General features: G+C 61.7%; 14 protein-coding genes and 1 pseudogene. 8 read left to right on the forward strand and 7 right to left on the reverse strand.

From position 1 onward, the window contains the following. Positions 1-220: 220 nt before the first annotated feature. From erpA to rplM, 4 genes are all read right to left on the reverse strand, one after another. Positions 221-586 carry an iron-sulfur cluster insertion protein ErpA gene (erpA, locus tag NHH73_27235; GenBank protein USX26214.1) on the reverse strand — a complete coding sequence of 122 codons (366 nt, stop codon included), beginning with the start codon at positions 584-586 and terminating at the stop codon, positions 221-223. Between the two features lie 118 nt (positions 587-704). Next, positions 705-1,742 carry an N-acetyl-gamma-glutamyl-phosphate reductase gene (gene argC, locus NHH73_27240; GenBank protein ID USX26215.1) on the reverse strand — a complete coding sequence of 346 codons (1,038 nt, stop codon included), beginning with the start codon at positions 1,740-1,742 and terminating at the stop codon, positions 705-707. 168 nt (positions 1,743-1,910) lie between these two features. After that, positions 1,911-2,303, reverse strand: coding sequence for a 30S ribosomal protein S9 (gene rpsI, locus NHH73_27245; GenBank protein ID USX26216.1), 393 nt, complete (start codon positions 2,301-2,303; stop codon positions 1,911-1,913). A 9-nt stretch (positions 2,304-2,312) separates the two neighbouring features. Beyond that, complete coding sequence (gene rplM, locus NHH73_27250; protein ID USX26217.1) at positions 2,313-2,741, reverse strand: 50S ribosomal protein L13; 429 nt, start codon at positions 2,739-2,741, stop codon at positions 2,313-2,315. 215 nt (positions 2,742-2,956) lie between these two features. Here rplM and NHH73_27255 point away from each other — a divergent pair, with 215 nt between their 5' ends. Then, complete coding sequence (locus NHH73_27255; GenBank protein USX26218.1) at positions 2,957-3,382, forward strand: OsmC family protein; 426 nt, start codon at positions 2,957-2,959, stop codon at positions 3,380-3,382. Positions 3,383-3,476: 94 nt separating this feature from the next. Here the strand turns inward: NHH73_27255 and NHH73_27260 are convergent, their stop codons facing one another. Further along, entirely contained in the window at positions 3,477-4,145 is a 669-nt protein-coding gene (locus NHH73_27260) for a TetR/AcrR family transcriptional regulator (GenBank protein USX26219.1), read from the reverse strand. Between the two features lie 86 nt (positions 4,146-4,231). Here NHH73_27260 and NHH73_27265 point away from each other — a divergent pair, with 86 nt between their 5' ends. The 3 genes and pseudogenes from NHH73_27265 (at position 4,232) to NHH73_27275 (ending at position 7,389) form a co-directional block, all read left to right on the forward strand. Continuing rightward, the gene (locus NHH73_27265; protein ID USX26220.1) at positions 4,232-5,338 is read left to right on the forward strand and encodes an aldo/keto reductase; all 1,107 of its coding nucleotides are present in this window, start codon (positions 4,232-4,234) and stop codon (positions 5,336-5,338) included. Continuing rightward, positions 5,338-6,462: a metallophosphoesterase gene (locus NHH73_27270; GenBank protein USX26221.1), complete on the forward strand. Its 1,125-nt coding sequence runs from the start codon at positions 5,338-5,340 to the stop codon at positions 6,460-6,462. Before NHH73_27265 ends, NHH73_27270 begins: the two co-directional genes overlap by 1 nt. Before the next feature lie 151 nt (positions 6,463-6,613). After that, positions 6,614-7,389, forward strand: a pseudogene (locus NHH73_27275) (polyprenyl synthetase family protein). Between the two features lie 43 nt (positions 7,390-7,432). On the opposite strand, the gene coq7 reads toward NHH73_27275, so the two are convergent. Beyond that, positions 7,433-8,074 (reverse strand): 2-polyprenyl-3-methyl-6-methoxy-1,4-benzoquinone monooxygenase, encoded by a 642-nt coding sequence (gene coq7, locus NHH73_27280; GenBank protein ID USX26222.1) that lies wholly within the window; start codon positions 8,072-8,074, stop codon positions 7,433-7,435. Between the two features lie 43 nt (positions 8,075-8,117). After that, positions 8,118-8,552: a hypothetical protein gene (locus tag NHH73_27285; protein USX26223.1), complete on the reverse strand. Its 435-nt coding sequence runs from the start codon at positions 8,550-8,552 to the stop codon at positions 8,118-8,120. 115 nt (positions 8,553-8,667) lie between these two features. Here NHH73_27285 and NHH73_27290 point away from each other — a divergent pair, with 115 nt between their 5' ends. The 4 genes from NHH73_27290 (at position 8,668) to NHH73_27305 (ending at position 15,354) form a co-directional block, all read left to right on the forward strand. Further along, positions 8,668-9,447, forward strand: coding sequence for an ATP-binding cassette domain-containing protein (locus tag NHH73_27290; protein USX26224.1), 780 nt, complete (start codon positions 8,668-8,670; stop codon positions 9,445-9,447). Between the two features lie 3 nt (positions 9,448-9,450). Further along, positions 9,451-10,647 (forward strand): ABC transporter permease, encoded by a 1,197-nt coding sequence (locus tag NHH73_27295; protein ID USX26225.1) that lies wholly within the window; start codon positions 9,451-9,453, stop codon positions 10,645-10,647. Between the two features lie 219 nt (positions 10,648-10,866). Next, on the forward strand, positions 10,867-11,760 hold the full coding sequence (locus NHH73_27300; GenBank protein USX26226.1) for an ABC transporter ATP-binding protein: 894 nt from the start codon (positions 10,867-10,869) through the stop codon (positions 11,758-11,760). Positions 11,761-11,769: 9 nt separating this feature from the next. After that, on the forward strand, positions 11,770-15,354 hold the full coding sequence (locus NHH73_27305) for an ABC transporter permease (GenBank protein ID USX26227.1): 3,585 nt from the start codon (positions 11,770-11,772) through the stop codon (positions 15,352-15,354). The last annotated feature ends 48 nt before the right edge of the window (positions 15,355-15,402 follow it).

Genomic DNA, 15,402 nt, shown 5'->3' on the forward strand with positions numbered 1-15,402 from the left:
TTCGTAGGGCGGATTAGGCGGAACGCCGTAATCCGCCATCTATGCGCAACCCCTCGGGGGTCAAGTCTAACATTCGTACACGAACCCATGCGTAGAGACAGCAATACGCTTCAGCTCGTGTACGATTGTTAGACTTGACCCCGGGTGTGGAGCATTGAGGATGTAAACGACTACGGCGGACAACCGAAGTTGTCCGCCGCGTTGTACAGCCAGAACCAGTTTATACCGAGAACGAGGAGCCGCAGCCGCAGGTCGACGTCGCGGTCGGGTTCTTGATGACGAATTGCGCGCCTTCCAAGTCGTCCTTGTAGTCGATCTCGGCGCCCACCAGATACTGGTAGCTCATCGAGTCGATCAACAGCTGAACGCCGTTCTTGACCATGGTGGTGTCGTCTTCGTTGACGATTTCGTCGAACGTGAAGCCGTACTGGAAGCCGGAACAGCCGCCACCCTGCACGAACACACGCAGTTTCAGGTCGGGATTACCCTCTTCCTCGATCAGTTGGGCAACCTTTTCAGCCGCGCTATCGGTGAAGATGATCGGCGACGGGATTACATCTACTAGTGATTCGGCGACAGCATTCATTTCAGACTCCTACGTGAAAACATTTAGGTCATTATAGACCGTTGGCGTTGTTTATGCTCCGGACCCCTCGAAAATGGGGAGTCTTGTGGCAAATATCAACGCCTGATTGAGGCTGGTATTACGGCAGCAACGCGATCTGCGTCAGGCCGGTCGATTCTTCCAGGCCGAACATCAGGTTCATACACTGCACGGCCTGGCCGGACGCGCCCTTGACCAGGTTGTCCTGCACCACCAGCACGATGACCGTGTTGCCGTTGTCAGGACGATGCAACGCCAGGCGCAGCACGTTGGCGCCGCGCGTCGAACGGGTCTCGGGATGCGAACCGAACGGCATGACGTCGACGAACGGCGAGTCCTTGTATTGCTCTTCGAACAATGCTTGCAGTTCCTCGTTGCTGACTTCCTTGGTCAGGCGGCCGTACAGCGTCGAATGCATGCCGCGTATCATCGGCACCAGATGCGGCGTGAACACCAGGCCGACCTTGTCGCCGGCGAACTTTTGCAGTTGCGCTACGGTTTCCGGGGTGTGACGGTGGCCCGACACGCCATAGGCCTTGAAGTTGTCGCTCGATTCGGAGAACAGGGTGCCGATCTCGGCCTTGCGGCCGGCGCCGGAGACGCCGGACTTGCAGTCGGCGATCAGCGAACCGGCGTCGATCACGCCGGCCTTGAGCAGCGGGTAGTAGCCCAGCTGCATCGTGGTCGGGTAGCAACCCGGATTGGCGACCAGGCGCGCGCCCTTGATGGCGTCCCGGTTCAGTTCAGCCAGGCCGTAGGCGGCTTCTTCCAGCAGATCCGGGCAGGTGTGCTCGATCTTGTACCATTTTTCAAAGACGGCCTTGTCCTTGATGCGGAAATCGGCCGCCAGGTCGATGACCTTGACGCCAGCCGCCAGCAATTCCGGCGCCTGCGCCATGGCGACACCGTGCGGGGTGGCGAAGAACACCACGTCGCACTGCTTGAGGTCGGCCTTGTCCGGCGAAGAGAAAGCGATGTCCACGCGCCCGCGCAGCGAAGGGAACATATCGGCAACCGGCAAGCCATCTTCCTTGCGCGACGTGATGGCCGTCAGCTGCACATCAGGGTGGACGGCCAACAGTCGCAGCAATTCCACTCCGGTGTAACCGGTGCCGCCGACGATGCCAACTTTGATCATGTTCGTTCCTTCGATGTATAAGTGCGTGGAGAAATGGAGTCCATTTTATCAGCCATGCGCGACAGGCGCATGACAGTACCGAATGGCAAAAAAGCAAAAAAGCCGCCCGACACAAGGCCGGCGGCTTTTTCGACAGCACGCCGCAAGCGGCGCGCCACAGCGTAAAAATTAACGCTTCGAGAATTGCTTTGCGCGACGTGCTTTGCGCAGACCAACTTTTTTACGTTCAACTTCACGTGCATCGCGGGTCACGAAGCCGGCGCGTGCCAGATCGCCCTTCAGCGCTGCATCGTAGTCGATCAGGGCGCGGGTGATGCCGTGACGCACAGCACCTGCCTGGCCGGACTCGCCGCCGCCGTGCACGTTGACTTTGATGTCAAAACGCTCGACGTTGCCGGTCAGTTCCAGTGGTTGACGAATAACCATCAGGCCGGTTTCGCGGGAGAAGTACTCAGCCGCTGGCTTGCCGTTAACGATGATTTGGCCAGTGCCAACTTTGATAAACACACGAGCTACTGCACTCTTGCGACGGCCGGTGCCGTAATTGTAGTTACCGATCATGTCAGTTCCTTAGATTTCGAGTGCTTTAGGTTGCTGGGCAGCGTGCGGGTGCGAACCTTCAGCGTACACTTTCAGCTTCTTGATCATTGCGTAGCCCAGTGGGCCCTTCGGCAACATACCCTTGACGGCTTTTTCCAGAGCACGGCCTGGGAAACGCTGTTGCATTTTCAGGAAGTTGGTCTCGTAGATGCCGCCTGGGTAGCCCGAGTGACGGTAGTAGGTCTTCTCGGTGGCTTTGGTGCCGGTCACGCGCAGTTTGCCTGCGTTGATGATGACGATGAAATCGCCGGTATCGACGTGAGGAGTAAATTCTGGCTTGTGTTTGCCGCGCAGTCGGAGTGCCACTTCGCTGGCAACACGTCCGAGGACTTTGTCCGTCGCGTCAATCACGAACCAATCGCGCTGGACTTCATGGCCCTTAGCGGAAAAAGTTTTCATGTTGACTTCCTAAATAGTAAAACACGCTCAAATGGTGGTTCCGCCATTGCTTCAGCGGACTCGGCCTTCTTATTTACTTTCCTGAGCGAACGGAAAGCCGACAAGTATAAGCGCGAATACGTGGCCGAGTCAAGCCGCGATCGACCTTGTCGACACCTGACGTCGCCGCGCCGCCTCCTTTACAATATGGACAACCATTTTTAACGGAGAACACGATGGAATGCAAAGTCAGCTGGAACGGCCCGTCGGGCATGAGTTTTTTGGCCCAGACCGGCTCCGGTCACCTGGTCAACATGGACGGCGCGCCCGAAGGCGGCGGTCACAACCTGGCGCCGCGTCCGATGGAAATGGTGCTGCTCGGCACCGGCGGTTGCACGGCGTATGACGTGGTACTGATTTTGAAGAGGGGCCGCGCGGACATCCGCGGCTGCGAATGCACCCTGAAGGCGGATCGCGCCGACGTCGATCCGAAGGTGTTTACCAAGATTAATTTCCACTTTGTCGTCACCGGCAAAGGGTTGAAGCCGGAGGCGGTGGAGCGCGCGATTTCCCTGTCGCATGACAAGTATTGTTCGGCGTCGATCATGCTGGGCAAGATGGCCGAGATCACGCATACCTTCGAGATCGTCGAGGCGCCCTGAGTCGGCGCCGCCGCAACGACGACGTCACAGCCCGTGCTGAACACGCTTCAGAGCATCGTGCAGCCGCCGGAAGGCATGGCGTTACAACAAGCCGTCAGCCGATCCGTAGCGCGGGTAGCAATATTGCGTCGATAACTTCAGTCAAAAAAGACAATTCGAACGGCCGCCGCTGCACCAACGTCCGGTAAGCGGCCATCGACGGAATGATCTGCGCAACAGTGTCGAGCCGGCTGTCTTGGGCGGCCTCGCCCCGCAGCATCGACCGCTGAATCAAAACCCGGTTGGCTGCCACCCACGGCGCCACCACCGCATCGTGCCCTGCTTCGGCCAGCGCAGGATGCTGCGACAGCATCGCGGCCATGCCCGCCATGGCACGCAATTTTTGTTCGGTGTCTTCCACCGACTGCGGCTGGAACAGCGCCAGTAAATCACCGCGCAAGCTACCGGTATCGGGCAGATTCTCGATATCGACCGCGCCGCGCTTCATGCGCGCCACCGCCTCCAGCACCATTTCCGCCTTTGACGGCCAGCGCCGATATACCGTCGCCTTGCCCGCCTTGGCGCGGACGGCGACCATGTCCATGGTCATTCGTTCATAACCCGCCTCGGCGAGGATCGCAATCGCCGCCTCGAGAATCGCTTCGTCCCGCGTATTGTCACGCGGCCGCCCGCCAGTGTCGCGCTGGGGCACAACCACCGATTGATCGACCGTTTCCGGCATGCGCGTCGCCGCCGGCGACATTTCCGCTTGTTTCAAAGTCATAATTTCGATACTATTCAGTTCCGGAACTAGTTGGTTCCGCATTATCCCATTTGAATAATTATCCGCAACCCCCAAAGGACTCTATTATGCGCTACCAGGTTTTAGGCCGGACCGGCCTCTTCGTATCCGAACTGTGCCTTGGCACCATGACGTTCGGCCAAGCCGGCGGGCAATACGCAGCCGCCAGTGGCGTGGACCAGCAAGAGGCCGACGCCATCATTGGACGGGGATTCGACGCCGGCATCAATTTCATCGACACCGCCAACGTCTACGCGCACGGCCAGTCCGAAGAAATGGTCGGGCGCTCCTTGAAGAACCTGGGCATTGCGCGCAACGACGTGGTCCTGGCGACAAAATTCGCGCATGCGACTGGCAGTGGCGTCAATGAAGGCGGCGGTTCCCGCGTACACATCATCGAAGCCGTCAAAGCCAGCCTGAAGCGTCTCGGCACCGATCACATCGATCTGTACCAAATGCACGGATTCGATCCCGCTACGCCGCTGGAAGAAACTTTGCGGGCACTTGACGACTTGGTGCGGCAAGGCCTCGTGCGCTACGTGGGGGTCTCGAACTGGGCGGCGTGGCAGGTCAGCCGGGCGCTGGGCGCTGCCGACCGGCTCCAGCTGTCGCGTTTCCAGTCGTATCAGTCGTACTACTCGCTGGTCGGACGCGACGCCGAACGGGACATCGTCCCCATGCTGGAGGCCGAAGGATTGGGGATGCTGGTGTACAGCCCGCTCGCGGGCGGTTACCTGACTGGAAAATACCGTGACGGCGCCACTGCCGGCCGCCGCGCCACGGTGCAGTTCCCGCCGGTCGACGAGCAGCGCGGCGCGCGCCTGCTGCCGGTAATTGACAGCATCGCCAAAAATCAGGGCATCTCGATGGAGGCGGTGGCGCTGGCCTGGCTGCGCCACCAACCGGTGGTCACGAGCATCACGCTTGGCGTCAAGACCGTGCCTCAGCTTGAGGCCAACTTGGCGGCAGTCGATGTCACGCTGCGCGCCGATGAATTGGAAGCATTGACACAAGCTTGCGCGCCAGCGCCGGAATACCCCGGCTGGATGATTGCCAACGACGCCGCCGCCCGAAAAAACTTAATGGCAACGGGGCGTCTCGCGGCGTCCGAAACTACGCGCGGCCAAGGTACAAATGGCGCCCCGGCGCGCGCATCGACGACAGGCGCGGCCTGATGTTCCATCTCGCCTTCGCGATTCCGGGTCTACTCGTCATCTGCCGCACCATCTGGCCGATGCCATGGGCAATGAGCGCCAAGATCGCTGCGGCGATTCTGATTCTCCTTCTGTCGCAGTACCATCTGTATAGCCGCATCTCATCGGGAAGCGTGTTCTCCGCGGAAATGCCGCGCGGCGCGATCATCGGCTTTAACTGGGCGTTCAGCGCCATCCTCATCCTGGCGCTGCTGCAGATATTAATCGATATGGCCGCGCTCTTGGTGCTGCTCGCGAACGGCAAGCCGGAGGCGCCGTCCGCAGGCGTGCGCTACGCGATCAGCGTTCTGTCCTTCGTGTTGGCAGCCATTGGCGTGCAAGCGGCCATCCGCGTACCGCCGTTGCGTGATGTCAAGATCGAAATCCCCAACCTTCCGCCGGCGTTTGAAGGCTACACGATCGTGCAATTGACCGACATGCACATCAGCCGCTTGTTCCCGGCGGCCTGGACGAGCGCCGTCGTGCGCGACACCAATGTGCTTCAGCCTGACCTGATCGTAATCACCGGTGATCTGATCGACGGCACGATCGCGCAGCGCGAAGCGGACGTCGCACCTTTGCGCGGTCTGCGCGCTGCCGACGGCGTGTTCGCCATTCCAGGCAATCACGAATACTTCTTCGATCCCGCCGCCTGGATGCGGCAATTCGCGACGTTGGGCATGACGACGCTTGAGAACAGCCATACGGTGATCGAGCGGCGGGACGGCAGCCTGGTGTTGGCAGGCATGACCGACCTGTCGGCAAGCGAGACCGGCTTTCCCGTGCCGGACCTGGAGCGAGCCTTGGCTGGAGCACCGCCGGCGGTCCCGATCATCCTGCTCGACCATCAACCGAAGAACGCGCGGGTTGCGGCCGCGCGCGGGGTGGCGCTGCAATTGTCAGGCCACACTCACGGCGGGCTGGTGGTGGGACTGGAGCGTATCTTTGCGCTGGCCAACGGAGGTTTCGTTTCGGGGAAATACGACGTTGACGCAATGACGCTGTACGTCAACAACGGCACCGCGCTGTGGGGCGGGTTGGCGCTGCGGCTGGGAAAACCCTCCGAACTCACGCGCGTGACATTGACAAGAAAACTGAAGGAATAAAAGTGACTGGAAATCGACGCATCCCCGCCTGTGCGCACCAAGCGGACGTCGCGCCAGCGGGGCCGTACAATGAACTCCTAATGGCGTTGAAGAACGCCTGCAACGCGCGCTGCCATGCGGCGCGGACCCTGCCGACGCACTGGTGCGAGCCATGCGCCACGCCGTGCTTGGACCAGGCAAACGTTTGCGCCCCCTGCTGCTGCTGACGATCGGCTACGAACTAGGGTGTTATCGGCCGGCGCTGATGGATTTGGCATGCGCCATTGAACTGGTGCACGCTGCGTCGCTGGTCCTCGACGATCTTCCCTGCATGGACGATGCAAAGTTGCGCCGGGGAGAACCATCCACCGGCGTTTTGGACAGGATGTCGCGATCCTCGCCTCCGTCTGCTTGCTGAGCCTAGCGTTCCACCTGATTGCAGAGGCCAACGCGGTGTCGCCGGCGGCGCGCGCGCGGTTGATCGGCATCTTGGCGGAAGCGGTCGGCGCGCAGGGTCTCGCCAAAGGGCAGTACCAGGATCTGTACGGGGGCGTATCGCGCACTGTTGCAGACATAACGGCAACCAATACGCTCAAAACCTCGGCATTGCTCGAGGCGGCTGTCGAGATGGCAGCGGTCGTCGCCAACGCTGACGGGGACGTAACGCAATCACTGCGCGATTTCGCCCGCGCCGCCGAGCAGGCGTTTCAAATCGGAGATGACTTTCTCGATCAACGAGACGCAGTGAGGACAATGCACCAACCAGGTAAAGACACCGGCAAAGACATCGACAAGGCCACGCTACTGAACAGTTTGGGAACCGAGAAGACCCGCCAGCGGATGACCGCCCTGATGCGCCAAGCGCACCGGCACTTGCGCACCGCGCTTGGACCACAAAGCCAAACCCGACGCATGCTCTCTGCGCTACTGCGCGGCGCCCGGCGCTAGCGTAAACACCGAACAGCCACGACAAAGTGGGCGCTGGCGACGACTAGAGGTAATACGCGGTGCTGGTCATGATCTTGCCCATCACCGACATCACCGCCTGCACCGGGGCCGGCGTTTGCGCCGCGCCCAGCGCCTGCGCGGCGGCGCCGTGTTCGATCTCGTCGATGCGCATCTGCTCGACGATCGCGCGCGACTTGGCGTCCTGCGGCGGCAGCTTGTCCAGATGGCTGGCCAGGTGCGCCTCCACCTGGCGCTCGGTCTCGACCACAAAACCCAGGCTGCGGGCGTCGCCCAGCACCGCAGCCACCGTGCCGAGCGCGTACGCGCCGGCGTAGAACAGCGGATTCAACACGCTGGTGTGCGAGCCCAGCTCGTTCAAGCGCTGCGCGGTCCACGCCAGATGGTCTTCCTCTTCCCTGCCCGCCTGCTCGAACTGGGCGCGCATGTCCGCCGTCTTGGCGAAGCGGCCCTGCGAGTTGTACAGCGCCTGCGCGCAGACCTCGCCCACGTGGTTGACGCGCATCAGGCCGGCGCTATGGCGCTGTTCCGCCTCGCTCAACTGGCCGTCGTCGGAGCGCAGGCCGGGATTCGGCCGCGACGCCGAGGCGACGCCGGCGATCACGCGCAGCGCCTTGTCGGCGTCGGCGATAAAACGGTCCAGAGGGGTGTGGTGGTAGGCGGCCATGGCGGTTAGTGGTTCGTCAAAACCACCATTATAGGGGCGCGATTTAATTCGCGTCCGTCTCTTCGCGCAGCTGCCGCTGGCGCTCGATGTAGTCGGCCACGGGGCCGCGCACGTCGATCTTCGAGATATCTTTGGCAACGCCGAGGTTCAGCCCCAGCAGGAAGGGAATGTTCTCGACCGGCACGTCGTTGCAATGCTCGGCGAAGGCCTTGAGGAAGCGCTTGGACTCGACCACCCGCACCACTTTCTCTCCGCTCATGTATTGCAGGATGCTGGTGATGCTGTGGCCCTTGCCGATCGTGTGATAGATGAAGCGGTTGAACTCGCGGTCCAGCACCTTGAAATCGAGCGTTTCCTTGGTCATCAAACCGGCCAGGTAATACAGTCCCAGCGCAACGCGGAAGAAGCCCGTGCATTCGGTGCGGTCGACGCCGCATTGCGTCACCGCGAGTATTTTTTCCTGCAGTTGAGCATTCATATGCGTCTCCATGTCATCACTATAACAAGACATTTGTCGCCACACTTGCTTGCAAGCCAGAATTTTTGCATGCTATTCTTGAAATCTTTAAAAAATAACAGCCAGGGACAGCGAAATGATCGAGGTAAAAGGGCTGGCTAAACGCTTCCGCTTGCCTTCGCGCGCCGGCAAGACCACAGCGGCGCTCGATCCGCGCGATCACGACGGCTGGTTCCACGCCGTGCGCGACGTCAGCTTCAGCTGCGCGCCCGGCGAGGTGCTGGGCCTGCTCGGTCCCAACGGCGCGGGCAAGACCACCACCTTGCGCCTGCTGTCGACCGCGCTCAAGCCGGACGCCGGCAGCATCCACGCCAACGGCGTCGACCTGCTGCATAATCCGCTCGTGGCGCGCCAGCACATCGGTTTCCTGTCCGGCAGCACCGGCCTGTACGGGCGCCTGACCGCGCGCGAGAACGTCGAATACTTCGGCCGCCTGCATGGTATGCGCGCCGATCACCTGAAGCGCCGCTGCGACGAGCTGTTTGATCTGCTGCAAATGCACGAGTACGGCAACAAGCGCGCCGACCAGCTCTCCACCGGCATGAAGCAGAAATGCTCGATCGCCCGCACCGTCGTGCACGAGCCCAAGATCGTCATCCTCGACGAACCGACCACCGGCCTCGACGTGATGGCCGCCAAGGTCCTGCTCGACTTCATCGCCAGCTACAAGGCGCTGCGGGTGCCGCTGATCTTTTCCACCCACCACCTGCACGAGGTGGAAAAGCTGTGCGACCGGGTCTGCATCATCAACCACGGCAAGACCGCCTTCCACGGCAGCGTCGACGCCTTGCGCGCCTTGGGCGGCAGCGCCGATTTGTACGACGCGTTCGTCGGCGTCATCAACCGGGGAGACTGAGCCATGTGGACCATTTATCTGAAAGAATTGCTGGAACTGGTGCGCGACCGCAAGACGTTCTTCTTCACCATCTTCGTGCCGGTCATCGCGATGCCGCTGATTTTTGTTGGCTTCGGCATGCTGTCGACAACGATGTTCAAGCAGGCCAGCCAGGCGCAAATGACTTACGCCATCTTCGGCAAGGAGCACGCGCCGCAACTGGCCGCCCGCTTCGCCGAAGAGAAAAGCCTGCGCGAGGTCGTGCTCTCCGGTCCCGACGAGATCAAGCGCGCCATCGGCGACGACCGCATCAAGTTCGCGCTGGTGATACCGGCCGACCTGGAAAGCACCCTGGCGAAGCACCAGCAAGGCGTGATCGCGCTGCACTACAACAGCGCCTCGGCGGTGGACATGACGCGCAAGCGCGTGACGGCGGTGCTGGGCAACCACAACAACGCGGTGCGCGAGCTGGCGCTGCCGGCCCTCAACCTCAACAAGGACCAGTTGCGCTTCGCGCTCGATCCGATCAAGCTCGAGGACCACTCGACCGCCGACAAGCGCGAGCAGACCGGCGCCATGATCGGCGGCCTGGTGCCCTACATCCTGTTGATGGTGTGCCTGGTGTCGGCGATGTATCCGGCCATCGACACCGGTGCCGGCGAGAAGGAACGCGGCACCATGGAAACCCTGCTGCTGGCGCCGGTCTCGCGCACCAGCATCGTGCTGGCGAAGTTCCTGATGCTGTTCACGGTCGGCCTGACCTCGGCGCTGCTGATGATCGCCAGCCTGGGAGGACTGCTGATCTTCGGCGAGTCGCTGATGAGCGGCGATGTGGCGCAGATGGCGCGCTCGATCGGCCTGTTCGACCTGGCCATGGTGGCGCTGATGCTGGTGCCGACGGCGGCCATGTTCGCCGCCATCCTGCTGTCGATCTCGGTGTACGCGAAAAGCTACAAGGAGGCTTCCGGCCTGATCTCGCCGCTGATGATCGTCACCATCCTGCCGACGTTGGCGGCGCTGCTGCCGGGTGTGGAAATGAACTGGAAGTGGGCCATGGTGCCGTTGACCAATGTCTCGCTAGCAATGAAGGAGCTGGTCAAAGGCACCATGGACTACAGCATGCTGTCGGTGATCATGTTGTCGACAACGGTGACGGCCGGCGCCCTGCTCATGCTGTGCCGCTGGTGGTTCAGCCGCGAGGCGGTGCTGTTCAGAAATTGATGCCGAGAAGGGTATTGAATCGGGCAAGTTGTCTATTCAAGCAAGTGGTGACGGACGGCGTTCTGGTAGGCCGTTTGCGCAGTCTGGCGCGCAGTTTCCGCCGCCCATCGCAATGGGGCCCCATGTATAGAACAAATTCAATACAATGCCATCATGTGAAAAGTGTATGGCCGTGCAGAAATGCTGGTTGTGCGGCGGCAGAATCATTCAGGAGTCAGCATGGAATTACGCATCAGCAACTTGTCTAAGACCTACGGCAATGGCGTCGTGGCGTTGGACAATATTTCGCTCACCATCCCTACCGGGATGTTCGGCTTGCTCGGCCCCAACGGCGCCGGCAAATCGACTCTGATGCGGACCTTGGCGACGTTGCAGGAATGCGATTCCGGTTCGGTGTTCCTCGACGACATCGACGTGCTCGACGAAAAAGACGAAGTGCGCCGCCTGCTCGGCTACCTGCCGCAGGATTTCGGCGTCTACCCGAAGGTGACGGCCTACGAACTGCTCGACCATTTCGCCGAGCTCAAAGGCTTGTCGAACCGCAACCGCCGGCGCGAGGTGGTCGACGGCCTGCTGCAGCAAACCAATCTGTTCGACGTGCGACACCAGCGCCTGGGGGGCTTTTCCGGCGGCATGCGCCAGCGCTTCGGCATCGCCCAGGCGCTGCTGGGCGACCCGAAATTGATCATCGTCGACGAGCCCACCGCCGGCCTCGACCCGCAAGAGCGGGTGCGCTTCCACAACCTGCTGTCGGATATCGGCGAGGACAAGACCGTCATCCTGTCGACCCACATCGTCAGCGACGTTGCCGACCTGTGCGCCAACATGGCGATCATCAACAAGGGCCACCTGCTGCTGTGCGGCCCGACCCAGGAGCTGATCCACGAGGTCAGCGACAAGATCTGGGCCCGCTTCATCGACAAGCGCGACCTGCAATCGTTCCAGCTGCGCCACCCGGTCATCTCGTCGCGCCTGCTGTCGGGCCGCACCCTGATCCACGTCTACAGCGAGAACGACCCCGGCGACGGTTTCGAGGAAGCCATCGGCGACCTCGAGGATGTCTACTTCGCCACCATCGCCGGCCGCCACCAGGCCGCCGCCACCTGCGACTAAGGCGGCCGCATGTTCGCCATCGCCTTTTTTGAAGCGCGCCAGCGCCTCAAGCTGCTATCGACCTGGGTCTACTTCGTCGGCTTCCTGGCGCTGTCGCTGCTGTGGATGGCGGCCGCCGGCGGCTTTTTCAAGGAAGCCCAGGTCACCTTCGGCAGCCTTGCGATCAATTCGCCGCGCTCGCTGATGTTCACCGTCAGCGCGCTCGGCTCCTTGGGCGTGGTGGTGATCGCGGCCATGATGGGCCGCTCGGTGCAGCAGGATTTCGAGTACGACATGCAGCACTTCTTCTTCAGCGCGCCGATCAGGAAGCACCAGTACATGTTCGGCCGCTTCCTCGGCGCCTATTTCACCCTGGCGGTGATCTTCACCAGCATCATCCTCGGCGCCTGGCTGGGCAGCATGTTGCCGGGCATCGACCCCGAGCGGCTGGGCTTGCCGGGTCCGCTGGGCTACCTGATCCCCTACTTCATCGTCATCCTGCCCAACATCTTCATCTTCGGCGCCGTGTTCTTCATCCTCGCCGCGCTGACGCGGCGCATGCTGCCGGTCTACATCAGCAGTGTGGTCATGCTCATCGGCTACATCGTCGCCCCCGGCCTGGCGCGCGACCTCGACTATAAAACCCTGGCGGCGCTGATCGACCCCTTCGGCACCACGGCCGTGCTGCGCCTGACCGAATACTGGCCCATCATCGAGCGCAACACGCGCATGGTCTGGCCGGAGGGCGTGTACCTGCTCAACCGCGTGCTGTGGTCGTCGTTCGCGCTGGCCGGCCTGCTGCTGGGTTACTGGCGCTTCCACTTCATCGCCACCGTCGACAGCGGCGCCAGCGGCAGCGCCAGCCGCGGCGAGGGCGAACCGCCGCCACAATTGTCGGCCGTCTCGACCAACACGCAGGAAACGCCGGACTTCAAATCGCGCAGCCTGGCCGGACTGCTCATCAAGATGAGCTGGCTGAACCTGCGCGAAACCACCAAGAACATTTACTTCGTCGTCATCGTGCTGGCCGGCGTGCTGATGATGTTCGCCGGCGCGCTGGACATGGGCTCGATGTTCGGCACCAACACCTATCCGGCCACTTACCTGATCCTCGACTCGGTGACCGAAACGTTCGAGCTGTTCATGCTGGTGATCACCACCTTCTACGCGGGCGAGCTGATCTGGCGCGAGCGCGAAGCGCGCATGGCGCAGATGCTCGACGCCCTGCCGATTCCAAGCTGGCTGCCGCTGCTGGCCAAGTTGTTCGCGCTGATCGGCCTGCAGGCATTGCTGATGGGTGTCGTCATGCTGTGCGGCATGACCATCCAGATCTTCAAAGGATATCTTGTGCTGGAACCGGGGCTGTATCTGCATCAGTTATTCCTGATCCAGCTGCCCGACTACGCGCTGGCGGCGGTGCTGGCGCTCGCGCTGCAGGTGCTGATCAACCAGCGCTACCTGGCCTACTTCGCGATGATCATGTACTACGTCGCCAACCTGACCATGTCCTCGATGGGCGTGGACGAACCGCTGCTAGCCTACGGCAACATGCCGCACTTCATCTACTCCGCGATGAACGGCTACGGCCACTACGTGCCGCGCGAGCGCTGGTTCGAGGCGTACTGGGGCGGCGCCGCGCTGCTCATGGTGGTCGGCTCGCTGCTGTTCTGGGCGCGCGGCACCAACGATGGCTGGCGCCAGCGCATGCAACTCGCCCGCCACGCACTGACCAGGCCTGTGCTGGCCACGACGGCGGCCGGCGCGCTGATCTTCGCCGGCGCCGGCGCGGTGCTGTTCTACAACACGCACATCGTCAACGACTACAAGTCGACCTACGAAAAAGACGCCGCGCGCGCCGGCTACGAACGCAAGTACAAGCAATACGCCGCGCTGCCGCAGCCGCGCATCACCGACGTCAAGCTCGACGTCGCCATCACGCCGGCGCAGCGCAGCCTCACGGTCAAGGGCCGCTACGTGCTGCAAAACAAGACCACGCAACCGGTCAGCGACATCATCATCCAGCAGGATGCCGACGCCACCGGCTACAAGGCGCGCTTCAGCCAGGAAGTGCGCGCGGGCCTGCGCGACACCGACCTCGGTTTCTACACCTACAAGCTGGTCAAGCCGCTGGCGCCGGGCGCGCGGATGGCGTTCGAGTTCGAGGTCGACTACGTACCGAAAGGCATCTTCGGCATGGGCCAGGACACGCCGGTCGTCCACAACGGCACCTTCTTCAACAACAGCGTGCTGCCGCACATCGGCTACCAGCAAGAGAACGAGTTGAGCGACGCGCGCGACCGCAAGAAGCACAATCTGGCCGTGCGCGAACGCATGTTGCCGCGCGACGATGCACGCGGCCTCGCCAACAATTTCAGCGGCAACGACGCCGACTGGATCAACTTTGACGCCATCGTCAGCACCAGCGCCGACCAGATCGCCATCGCGCCCGGCACGCTGGTCAAGGACTGGAGCAGCAAGGGACGGCATTACTATCACTACAAGATGGACCAGCCGATCCTGAACTTCTACGCCTTCCAGTCGGCGCGCTACCTGGTCAAGCGCGACTGGTGGCAGGACGTCGGCATCGAGATCTACTACCATCCGGGCCACGAGTACAACCTCGAGCGGATGAACAAGGGCATCAAGGAATCGCTCGATTACTACACGCGCAACTTCGGCCCCTACCAGCACAAGCTGGTGCGCATCGTCGAATTCCCGCGCTACGCCACGTTCGCGCAATCGTTCCCCAACACCATTCCGTACGCCGAATCGCTGGGCTTCATCGCCAAGGTCGATGACGGCAATCCCAAGGACATCGACTACCCGTTCTACGTCACCGCGCACGAAATGGCGCACCAGTGGTGGGGCCACCAACTGGTCGCCGGCAACACGCGCGGGGGCAGCGTGCTGAGCGAAACGCTGGCCGAATATTCTGCGTTGATGGTAATGAAGAAAAATGTCGGCGCCAGCAAGATGCGCCGTTTCCTGAGCTACGACCTGCACCAATACCTGCTGGGACGCGCGCTGGAGCGCAAGAAGGAACTGCCGCTGGCCGACAATGAAAACCAGAACTACATCCAGTACCGCAAGGGCAGCCTGGCGATGTACCAGTTGCAGGACATCCTGGGCGAAGAAAAGATCAACGGCGCGCTCAAAGAACTATTGCAAAAGCACGGCCGCAGTGGCGGGCCGTATCCCAGCGTCTCGGTGCTGGTGCAGGCGTTGCGCGGCATCACGCCGCCGGAGCAAGCCTACCTCATCGACGACCTGTTCAACCACATCGTGCTATATGAAAACCACGGCGTATCGGCGACGGCGCGCAAGCTCAACGACGGCAAATACGAGGTCAGCTTCGTCGTCAGCGCGGCCAAGGTGCGCGCCAACGACCAGGGCGAAGAGCGCGACGTGGCGTTGAAGGACTACATCGACATCGGCATCGACGACAAGGACGGCAACAGCCTGCTGCGCGAGCGCAAGCTCATCGACCGCAAGGACAACAGCTACACGGTCATCGTCAGCGGCCGCCCGGCCAGGGCCGGCATTGACCCCGACAACAAACTCATCGACCGCAAGCCCGACGACAACATGGTCAACGTCGAACTGCAAGCGCAATAAATTCTACTGGGGTCAAATTCTACTGGGGTCAAGTCTGTCATTCGGACA

This window comes from Oxalobacteraceae bacterium OTU3CINTB1 (assembly GCA_024123955.1).
GTDB lineage: Bacteria > Pseudomonadota > Gammaproteobacteria > Burkholderiales > Burkholderiaceae_D > Rugamonas.

Excerpts from the sequence above, each read along its gene's own strand:
- NHH73_27270 (USX26221.1), top strand. The coding sequence starts at position 5,338 with ATGTTCCATCTCGCCTTCGCGATTCCGGGTCTACTCGTCATCTGCCGC.
- NHH73_27285 (USX26223.1), bottom strand. The coding sequence starts at position 8,552 with ATGAATGCTCAACTGCAGGAAAAAATACTCGCGGTGACGCAATGCGGC.
- coq7 (USX26222.1), bottom strand. The coding sequence starts at position 8,074 with ATGGCCGCCTACCACCACACCCCTCTGGACCGTTTTATCGCCGACGCC.
- NHH73_27290 (USX26224.1), top strand. The coding sequence starts at position 8,668 with ATGATCGAGGTAAAAGGGCTGGCTAAACGCTTCCGCTTGCCTTCGCGC.
- NHH73_27255 (USX26218.1), top strand. The coding sequence starts at position 2,957 with ATGGAATGCAAAGTCAGCTGGAACGGCCCGTCGGGCATGAGTTTTTTG.
- NHH73_27300 (USX26226.1), top strand. The coding sequence starts at position 10,867 with ATGGAATTACGCATCAGCAACTTGTCTAAGACCTACGGCAATGGCGTC.
- erpA (USX26214.1), bottom strand. The coding sequence starts at position 586 with ATGAATGCTGTCGCCGAATCACTAGTAGATGTAATCCCGTCGCCGATC.
- NHH73_27295 (USX26225.1), top strand. The coding sequence starts at position 9,451 with ATGTGGACCATTTATCTGAAAGAATTGCTGGAACTGGTGCGCGACCGC.
- NHH73_27305 (USX26227.1), top strand. The coding sequence starts at position 11,770 with ATGTTCGCCATCGCCTTTTTTGAAGCGCGCCAGCGCCTCAAGCTGCTA.
- NHH73_27260 (USX26219.1), bottom strand. The coding sequence starts at position 4,145 with ATGACTTTGAAACAAGCGGAAATGTCGCCGGCGGCGACGCGCATGCCG.
- NHH73_27265 (USX26220.1), top strand. The coding sequence starts at position 4,232 with ATGCGCTACCAGGTTTTAGGCCGGACCGGCCTCTTCGTATCCGAACTG.
- rpsI (USX26216.1), bottom strand. The coding sequence starts at position 2,303 with ATGATCGGTAACTACAATTACGGCACCGGCCGTCGCAAGAGTGCAGTA.
- argC (USX26215.1), bottom strand. The coding sequence starts at position 1,742 with ATGATCAAAGTTGGCATCGTCGGCGGCACCGGTTACACCGGAGTGGAA.
- rplM (USX26217.1), bottom strand. The coding sequence starts at position 2,741 with ATGAAAACTTTTTCCGCTAAGGGCCATGAAGTCCAGCGCGATTGGTTC.